The organism is Bacillus sp. P14.5 (assembly GCF_003316765.1).
GTDB lineage: Bacteria > Bacillota > Bacilli > Bacillales > Bacillaceae_B > Rossellomorea.
Genome location: NZ_NIJF01000008.1, coordinates 20,490 through 29,442, shown reverse-complemented (window position 1 = coordinate 29,442; position 8,953 = coordinate 20,490). Strand labels below are relative to the sequence as shown.

Genomic DNA, 8,953 nt, shown 5'->3' with positions numbered 1-8,953 from the left:
CAGGCGGCTTGAACAGAGGCGACAGGCATATGCCAGCAAGCAGATGAGGGCGCTATTTGCCCTCGGCTGATTGATGACATATGACCCCGAGCCTCTAGCCGCCGGAGCTGGATTGCAAAATGCAGCGAAACTCGGAATACTTTCTTCTTTCTTCTAATACTTTATCTAGTTTTGAAAGAATAAATTAAAATAACACTTGAATTATTCAAGGATGTTGTTATAATAATATTTGTCCTTTCAAGATAAGCAAATACATATGTCTGGTGATTAAGGCGAAGAGGTCACACCCGTTCCCATGCCGAACACGGAAGTTAAGCTCTTCAGCGCCGATGGTAGTTGGGGGATCTCCCACTGTGAGAGTAGGACGTCGCCAGGCTTATCGTTCCGCAGTAGCTCAGTGGTAGAGCTATCGGCTGTTAACCGATCGGTCGCAGGTTCGAGTCCTGCCTGCGGAGCCATTTGCTTCCATAGCTCAGCAGGTAGAGCACTTCCATGGTAAGGAAGAGGTCACCGGTTCGAATCCGGTTGGAAGCTTACTAGTTTATAAGATCGGCCCATTGGTCAAGCGGTTAAGACACCGCCCTTTCACGGCGGTAACACGGGTTCGAATCCCGTATGGGTCACCATTATATTGGAGGATTAGCTCAGCTGGGAGAGCATCTGCCTTACAAGCAGAGGGTCGGCGGTTCGATCCCGTCATCCTCCACCATTTATTACAACATGGTTTTGACAACTAAATATTATTTTAAACATACCAATAAAATGCCGGTGTAGCTCAACTGGTAGAGCAACTGACTTGTAATCAGTAGGTTGGGGGTTCAAGTCCTCTTGCCGGCACCATTTTATTTGGAGGGGTAGCGAAGTGGCTAAACGCGGCGGACTGTAAATCCGCTCCTTCGGGTTCGGCAGTTCGAATCTGCCCCCCTCCACCATTCTCTTTGAATACATAAGCAGAAAAACGGACATGTTAACTAATGTCTTTTTATTTTTGCTATTATTGGGCTATAGCCAAGCGGTAAGGCATCGCACTTTGACTGCGACATGCGTTGGTTCGAATCCAGCTAGCCCAGCCATTTAGAGCCATTAGCTCAGTTGGTAGAGCATCTGACTTTTAATCAGAGGGTCGAAGGTTCGAATCCTTCATGGCTCATTATACAAAAAGCTTCCAGGTTTATATCTGGAAGCTTTTTTTGTATTCTCAGATAGTTGGATACAAGACGAAGGATTATCAAGAAGATGCATCAAATACCCACTAATATCACCAGAGCCCTAGTTTTACTCTTGAGGTGTCACTCATGGGGCCCTCGAGTGCCACCTGCCCCCCAATTTAATCCTTAAGGTGTCTTTCCAAAATTTAATCATCCTTGTGATAACCTCTGAGCAGGCCCTTCCGCTTTTAATCCGTCCAGCTCCAGCGGCCAGGGACTAACGGATCTCGGTCCCCCTCCTTGCGATAAGTCAACAAGTTCATTTCCTCACTACGTCCAGCTTTGTTTTAAGAAAAAGTCGGTTCTTGGACTTTTTCTGTTATTAGACACCATTAAGTTCAGAGTATCTTCTTTGTATTAGGGAAAAGAACATCGAATCGCTGCGCTCTTCATGTTTCCTTTATCTCATGCAGGGGCCCTAAAATCCGTATGTCCCTGAACGGCCGCTTCTGCTTTTGTCCCGTCCAGCTCCAAGGCCTAGAGGCTAGCAAAATGCCAGTCCCCTCCTTGCGATAAGTCATCATCGAATCGCTTCGCTCTTCGTGATTCCTTTATCTCATGCGGGGCCTGGTTATTTTGTACGCCTCTGAGCAGGCCGCTTCCGCTTTTGTCTCATCCAGCTCCAGCGGCCAGGGACTAGCGTATTTGTCACTGCCTCCTCTGCGATAAGTCAACATCGAATCGCTGCGCTCTTCGTGTTTCCTTTATCTCAATACGGCAGCGCTCAAATCCGTACGTCCCTGAACGGCCGCTTCCGCTTTTGTATATATATACACGACGTTGTCCGGTTGAGTCATGTTGGGGTTGTTCGTTACAATGGGGATAGAACGGGTTGAGGAGGAGCTAGTATATGAAAAAGAATATATCGATCATTGGCGTGCCTATGGATTTAGGGCAAATGCGCCGTGGAGTAGATATGGGACCAAGTGCTATCCGTTATGCGGGTGTTGCTGAGAGACTAGAGAGACTTGGCCATACGATAAATGACTTGGGGAATATTGAAATTGCACAGCCAGAAAGGGTACATACTTCTGATTCGGCGTTAAGAAATTTGACAGCGGTTGCAGAGGGAAATCAAAAACTGGCTGATAGTGTAGATAAGGTAATAGAGAATAAAGATTTTCCGCTAGTTTTTGGTGGAGACCACAGTATTGCGATCGGTACGCTGGCAGGTGTATCGAAGCATTATGAGAACCTTGGTGTGATCTGGTATGATGCCCATGGTGATTTGAATACAAGCGATACATCACCTTCTGGCAATATCCATGGAATGCCGCTTGCTGTAAGTTTGGGCATTGGGGATGAAAGCTTGACTGGCATCGGGGGATACACACCTAAGGTTAAACCGGAGAATATTGTGATCATCGGAGCCCGCTCACTGGACGAAGGGGAGAGGGAATTGATTAATGAACGCGGAATCAAAGTATTCACCATGCACGAAGTGGACCGTATGGGGATGACAAAAGTGATGGAAGAAGCGATCAACTATTTGAAAGACAAAACCGATGGAGTCCATTTATCACTAGATCTTGACGGCTTGGATCCAAGCGATGCTCCTGGTGTCGGTACTCCTGTTATGGGCGGAATCAGTTACAGGGAAAGCCACTTGGCAATGGAAATGCTGGCAGAATCCAATTTGATTACTTCTGCAGAGTTTGTGGAAGTCAATCCGATCCTGGATGATAAAAACAGAACGGCGTCTGTTGCTGTTGCTTTGATGGGCTCTCTCTTCGGAGAAAAATTATTATAAGATATATAAAGTGCAAGCGCCCCGTTTAGCCCCGACAGGCAAATTCTCCCCGATGAAAAAAAGGCGGTCTTTCCTTTTATTCTACGGGGGTTATTTGATCCCAAGGGACTAAGTTCGTTCCAGTGGGTACGAACCCTCGGGCGCTGGAGCTGGATTCAGAAAACGCCACTTAATTTCACTCTATAAATTTTTTACTTTCTTATCTAATAAACAAAGCAGCTTCCTTTTTAGGAAGCTGCTTTTATAATTCTTCAGTTTTTTGATTAAAGGTATTCAGCAGACGATCAAGCTTTGAACTGATTTCCACGACTTTTTCATTTGCAAAGGAAGACTGCAGTGCCATTTCTACCATTCTGCTCCGGTGCTCTTCTATTTGTTTCAGTAATTCAGCTCTCCCCACACTAATTACCTCGTTTCCGACATTGTTTTAATTCATTTATACCCCAGTTGCAAAAAAAGTAAACATTTCTTTGTTATTTTTTGTTAGGATATAGTAGATGAAAAAAATTGAAACCTTTTTGCTATACGTTCGTATATATGTATAGCCGCATAGAGCGGAGGTATAAAATGGATGCGCTAGTCAATAAAAGAATAAAGCAAGTGCTCAAAGGGGACCAGGATGCATTTGCAGAGGTAATAGAGCTTTATAAAGATAAAGTGTTCCAGATTTGTTTCCGTATGCTGGGTAATCGCCATGAAGCAGAGGATATTTCACAAGAGGCTTTTATAAGGGCGTATGTGAATATCCACACCTTCAACCAGAAGCGTAAGTTCTCAACCTGGTTATACCGGATTGCCACAAATCTATGCATCGACAGAATCAGGAAAAAGAAACCGGATTATTATCTTGATGCCGAAGTAACTGGGACAGAAGGACTTACAATGTATTCTCAAGTGGCCGCAGAAGGGCAGCTGCCGGAAGAAGAAGTGGAAGAAATGGAACTTCAGGCAGAAATCCAACGGCAGATTCTCAAGCTTCCGGATAAATACAGGTCAGTGATTGTCCTGAAGTATATTGAAGAATTGTCTCTTCAGGAAATCAGCGAAATTCTGGATCTTCCTCTGGGGACGGTCAAAACGAGGATACATAGAGGGCGCGAAGCTCTCAGAAAACAATTAAGAAACATGTAGGAAGGGTGTGAAGCCTTTGAAAACTTGTTGTTCAGCAGAATATGAAGAATATATTCATGAATATTTAGACGAAGAAATTTCCCAAGACAACGAGAATAAGTTGAAAGAACATCTTCAAAGGTGTGAAGATTGTCAGCAGTTTTTCCATGAAATGAAAAAATCAATAGCATTAGTGCAGAGCACATCACATATACAGGCACCTGCGGATTTTACAAGCAAGGTGATGGCAAACCTGCCGCGGGAGAAGAAAAAGGTCGGAGTCCAGAGGTGGCTGAGGCATCATCCCCTTATGACAGCAGCCTCCCTCTTTTTCGTATTGATGATGGGCAGCCTATTTTCCTCCTGGAATGAAAGCGATGAATTTTCCTTTACCAAACAGCCGAATCTAGTTGTCGAGGGGCATACGGTGATAGTCCCTGAGGGCAGGGTGATCGATGGAGATATAACGGTCAAGAACGGCGATGTTAAGGTTGAAGGAAAGGTCAATGGGGACATAACGGTTATTAATGGACAGCAGTATATGGCCTCAGCAGGAGATGTAACAGGAGAAATTAAAGAAATCGATGCGGCTTTTGAATGGTTATGGTACCAGATAAAAAAGGATTCAGTGAAACTTTGGACTGGTTTGAAGACCAGCCGGACGGTATATAAAATATGAAGTGAATGGATTTGTTCCGGCCTCTATGCCGGGACAGTCCTTTTTTTAAGGCTGTTTTCGCATAAATTGTTGCTTTCGGAAAAATCCCAAGAGCCGGATTTTTCCCCGGATACAAATGTTTCCTCTCAAATCGTAGTGAGTAGCTCTTTTCTTTCTTGCTTACCAATATATTTAAGGAGATTTATCTTAACAAGAATATTTTAAAAGCAACAATGTTTACGAAAAGAGCCTTTTTTAAAGGAAGAATTGAAAAAGTGGAAGGCATATTAGTGTTTCGCAATGGATTGAAAAATTTCCGGATTCTGGCATAATGAGGTGGGAACCAAAGTAAACACCTTATATATATTTCCATTTATCCTTATTATTCTTTATGTCAACCCTCTTTGTGATATAATAATAAAGTTACTAATTACATAGCCATTTTCACGGCTATCCCTTTAGATCACTTCTATTGGAGGATACTATATGCCGTTTTTTGATGTTTACTCAAATTATTCCGTGCTGGACTATGCTTCAGATATAGTCGACATACTCCTGGTATGGTTTGTTATCTACAAATTAATAATGCTAATTAAAGGAACTAAAGCTGTACAGCTGTTAAAAGGGATCTTCGTCATCATTATCGTAAGAGGACTCAGCGGCCTGCTTGGCTTGGATACCTTAAGGTCTTTAGTGGACCAGGCAATCGACTGGGGGATTCTGGCGATCATCATCATCTTCCAGCCTGAACTACGCAGAGCGCTTGAACAGCTTGGAAGGGGAAGACTGTTCTCGAGAAGCGGAAATCAAGAGGAAGAAGAGCAGGGACAAATGATCGAAGCGATCGGCAAAGCCGTCAGTTACATGGCGAAAAGGAGAATAGGCGCCCTTCTTTCAATTGAAAGGGAAACAGGCCTGAGTGAATACATAGAAACAGGTATTCCGATTCATTCAAAGATTTCTTCAGAATTGCTGATTAACATTTTTATTCCAAATACACCTCTTCATGATGGCGCTGTTATCCTGCAAAAGAGAAGAATTGCGGCTGCCGCCTGTTATCTGCCGTTATCTGAAAGTCCATTCATTTCAAAGGAACTGGGAACAAGGCACAGGGCTGCTTTAGGAATCAGTGAAGTAACGGACAGCATTACGATAGTTGTTTCAGAAGAAACAGGAAGTATTTCCGTTACGGTGAATGGAGACTTGAAACGGAACATTTCAGTGGATGACTTAAAGTTGATCCTCGAGCATGAGCTGATAGGTGAAAAGGCAAATGCTTCCTCTACAAAATGGAACTGGAGGGGGAAGAGAGACAATGGATAAATTCATCGAGAACCGCTGGTTTATGCGAATAGTCGGACTGCTATTGGCCTTTGTCCTTTATGTTTCCGTCAATTTTGATGAGATGGCTGTGCAGAGAAATGAAAGCAGCAATCCGCAGCAAGGCGTAGAGACAATTGAGAACGTGCCTGTCGAAATTTTTTATGACAGTGAAAATTTATTTGTAAGCGGTGTTCCTGAAACGGTCTCTATCGAAGTGGATGGACCGAAGAATCTGGTTACCTCAGCTAAGACTTTAAGGGACTTCCATGTTTACGCAGATTTGAATGAGCTGGGAATCGGCGACCATCAAGTACAGCTGAAAATCGAAGGGATATCTGACAAGCTGCAGGTGAATCTTGATCCTCCCTTTGTAAATGTTTCCATTCAGGAGAAGGTGACAGAAGAATTCTCGGTGGATCCTGAATTCAACGAAGCCCTGCTTGCTGAAGGGTATCAGTCAGAGAGTGTGACAGTGGAGCCCCGGAACGTAGAAATTACGGGAGCTAAGGATATCATAGAGCAGATTGCGTATGTGGTGGCTACCCCGGATGTGAACAGCGGCATTGACCAAAGCATTACAAGGGAAGCAAGGGTGCAAGTGCTTGACAGGGATTATAATAAGCTGGATGTCGCCATTGAGCCTGAAACGGTTGACGTGACGATTGAAGTAATCAATCCGAATAAAGACGTTTCTATAGCTGTGAATCAGACAGGAGAACTTCCTGATGGCTTGGAACTTGAAGCTGTTACCGTTAACCCGAAGGAAGTGACGGTTTTCGGAAGGGACGCTCTTCTCCGGTCAATCAATGAGCTGCAGGCAGAAGTGGATTTAAGTGAAATCACCGAAGATACAACAATCGAAGTGCCGCTGGTACTTCCGGAGGGTGTGAACAAAACCACTCCTGAACAAGTCGAAGTAAAGATAGATATCAAAGAAATCGAAAAGAAAACAGTCATGGGTAATACCATAACGCTTGAAGGTGCTGAGGAGGACCTGGAGTATGAGTTTGTCACTCCTGAATCCGGGACAGTGGATATTTCTGTTTCAGGTTTTCAGGATCAGCTCGATACAGTGGACTCTCAATCATTCTCGCTGTTTGCAAATGTAACAGGACTGGCCCCTGGTGAACATGAAATTGAAGTGAAAGCCGAGGGTCCAGAAGACATCGAATGGGAATTGACGAATAATACAGTTACAATCCAAATACAAGAGAAAATACCGGCTTAATTTATCACTGGATCTTTAAGCCCACTTTAAGGAGCGATATCAATGGGAAAGTATTTCGGGACAGATGGTGTAAGAGGAATTGCTAATACAGAGCTGACTCCAGAGTTGGCTTTTAAATTGGGACGTTTCGGCGGTTATGTATTGACGAAAGACGCTGAAAGACCAAAAATTCTAATTGGCCGTGACACAAGAATTTCTGGCCATATGCTGGAAGGGGCGCTGGTAGCGGGTCTGCTGTCAATTGGTGCTGAAGTGATGCGTCTTGGAGTCATATCCACACCTGGAGTTGCCTATCTGACAAAGGCTCTTGATGCTCAGGCCGGAGTCATGATCTCTGCTTCCCATAACCCTGTTGGAGATAACGGCATCAAATTCTTTGGTTCTGATGGCTTTAAACTCACAGATGACCAAGAAAAAGAAATTGAAGACCTTCTAGATCAGGAAGAGGATACCTTGCCTCGTCCAATCGGAGCTGATCTGGGACAAGTCAGCGATTACTTTGAAGGCGGACAGAAGTATCTGCAATATCTGAAGCAGACAGTGGATGAGGAATTCGAAGGGCTTACCATCGCACTTGACTGCGCTCATGGAGCTACTTCTTCCTTGGCACCTCATTTGTTTGCAGACCTTGATGCGGATCTTATCACGATGGGAGCCTCTCCAAACGGCTTGAACATCAATGACGGTGTCGGCTCTACTCATCCTGAAGAACTTGCAAAGTTGGTCAAAGAAAAAGGTGCGGACATCGGCCTGGCTTTTGATGGTGACGGCGACCGCTTGATCGCCATAGATGAAAAGGGAGAAATCGTAGACGGGGACCAGATCATGTTCATCTGTGCCAAGCATTTGAAATCAGAGGGGCGCCTTAAGCAGTCTACTGTGGTTTCCACTGTCATGAGTAACCTTGGATTCCATAAAGGAATGGAAGCAAGCGATATCCAAAGCCTTCAAACAGCTGTAGGTGACCGTTATGTAGTGGAAGAGATGCGCAAGAATAACTACACCCTTGGCGGCGAGCAGTCCGGCCATATTATCTTCCTGGATTACAATACAACGGGTGACGGCCTGCTGACAGGCATTCAGTTAGTCAATATCATGAAGTTGACAGGCAAATCATTATCAGAACTTGCAGGCGAAATGAAAAAGTTCCCGCAAAGGCTGGTTAATGTTAAAGTGACGGATAAACATCACGTAACCGATAACGCCAAGGTTAAAGAAGTGATTGAGAAGGTCGAAGCGGAAATGAACGGCAATGGAAGAATCCTTGTGCGTCCTTCCGGTACAGAACCGCTTGTAAGGGTAATGGCTGAGGCGCCGACGGAAGAACTGTGCGTGAAATATGTAGATGAAATTGTGGAAGTTGTAGATAAAGAAATGGGATTGAATAATTAAACAAAATGAGCATGCATAAGAGGGACCCCCGATACCTCTTATGCATATTTTTTAATATACCCTTTTTCTATCAGTGTTTGCGGGTTTACCGGCCCTTATTTCGGGAAAATTAAGTAAGCATGATAAACAAGAAGGCAATCAACTATTTCCAGGCTGTTTGGATAGTCGTTCTTCCAGTCTGAAAGCAGGATACGAAGATTATTTTCTTGAGCCGGAAGTTTTATTTTGTCTCCGGAATGTGAAGTGCTGAAAAATTTTTATTGACGGATTCGTTCGGGGTATTG

General features: G+C 44.2%; 7 protein-coding genes, 8 tRNA genes and 1 rRNA gene. 15 read left to right on the top strand and 1 reads right to left on the bottom strand.

Annotated features, from left to right (window positions below; translation table 11 throughout):
* Positions 1 to 259 precede the first annotated feature (259 nt).
* From rrf to rocF, 10 genes are all read left to right on the top strand, one after another.
* Positions 260 to 376, top strand: a 5S ribosomal RNA gene (gene rrf, locus B9Z54_RS00440).
* Between the two features lie 7 nt (positions 377 to 383).
* Positions 384 to 458 (top strand) — tRNA-Asn (locus B9Z54_RS00435).
* 3 nt (positions 459 to 461) lie between these two features.
* Positions 462 to 534, top strand: a tRNA-Thr gene (locus tag B9Z54_RS00430).
* Between the two features lie 17 nt (positions 535 to 551).
* Positions 552 to 626 (top strand) — tRNA-Glu (locus B9Z54_RS00425).
* Positions 627 to 633: 7 nt separating this feature from the next.
* A tRNA-Val gene (locus B9Z54_RS00420) sits at positions 634 to 709 on the top strand.
* Positions 710 to 764: 55 nt separating this feature from the next.
* Positions 765 to 840: transfer RNA gene (locus B9Z54_RS00415), tRNA-Thr, on the top strand.
* Positions 841 to 848: 8 nt separating this feature from the next.
* Positions 849 to 932, top strand: a tRNA-Tyr gene (locus tag B9Z54_RS00410).
* Between the two features lie 66 nt (positions 933 to 998).
* A tRNA-Gln gene (locus tag B9Z54_RS00405) sits at positions 999 to 1,073 on the top strand.
* A gap of 4 nt (positions 1,074 to 1,077) precedes the next feature.
* Positions 1,078 to 1,150 (top strand) — tRNA-Lys (locus B9Z54_RS00400).
* Between the two features lie 908 nt (positions 1,151 to 2,058).
* Positions 2,059 to 2,958 (top strand): arginase, encoded by a 900-nt coding sequence (rocF, locus tag B9Z54_RS00395; protein ID WP_113926576.1) that lies wholly within the window; start codon positions 2,059 to 2,061, stop codon positions 2,956 to 2,958.
* 241 nt (positions 2,959 to 3,199) lie between these two features.
* On the opposite strand, the gene B9Z54_RS00390 is transcribed toward rocF, so the two are convergent.
* Positions 3,200 to 3,358 carry an aspartyl-phosphate phosphatase Spo0E family protein gene (locus tag B9Z54_RS00390; protein ID WP_113926575.1) on the bottom strand — a complete coding sequence of 53 codons (159 nt, stop codon included), beginning with the start codon at positions 3,356 to 3,358 and terminating at the stop codon, positions 3,200 to 3,202.
* 167 nt (positions 3,359 to 3,525) lie between these two features.
* Between B9Z54_RS00390 and sigW the strand changes: the two genes are divergently transcribed.
* From sigW to glmM, 5 genes are all read left to right on the top strand, one after another.
* On the top strand, positions 3,526 to 4,089 hold the full coding sequence (gene sigW, locus B9Z54_RS00385; RefSeq protein ID WP_113926574.1) for an RNA polymerase sigma factor SigW: 564 nt from the start codon (positions 3,526 to 3,528) through the stop codon (positions 4,087 to 4,089).
* A gap of 16 nt (positions 4,090 to 4,105) precedes the next feature.
* Positions 4,106 to 4,747, top strand: coding sequence for an anti-sigma factor family protein (locus B9Z54_RS00380; protein WP_113926573.1), 642 nt, complete (start codon positions 4,106 to 4,108; stop codon positions 4,745 to 4,747).
* Positions 4,748 to 5,212: 465 nt separating this feature from the next.
* Positions 5,213 to 6,049, top strand: a complete 837-nt coding sequence (gene cdaA, locus B9Z54_RS00375) for a diadenylate cyclase CdaA (protein ID WP_113926572.1) — start codon at positions 5,213 to 5,215, stop codon at positions 6,047 to 6,049.
* Positions 6,042 to 7,277, top strand: a complete 1,236-nt coding sequence (locus B9Z54_RS00370; RefSeq protein WP_162785028.1) for a CdaR family protein — start codon at positions 6,042 to 6,044, stop codon at positions 7,275 to 7,277. Before cdaA ends, B9Z54_RS00370 begins: the two co-directional genes overlap by 8 nt.
* A 42-nt stretch (positions 7,278 to 7,319) precedes the next feature.
* Positions 7,320 to 8,669 carry a phosphoglucosamine mutase gene (gene glmM / locus B9Z54_RS00365; protein WP_113926570.1) on the top strand — a complete coding sequence of 450 codons (1,350 nt, stop codon included), beginning with the start codon at positions 7,320 to 7,322 and terminating at the stop codon, positions 8,667 to 8,669.
* The last annotated feature ends 284 nt before the right edge of the window (positions 8,670 to 8,953 follow it).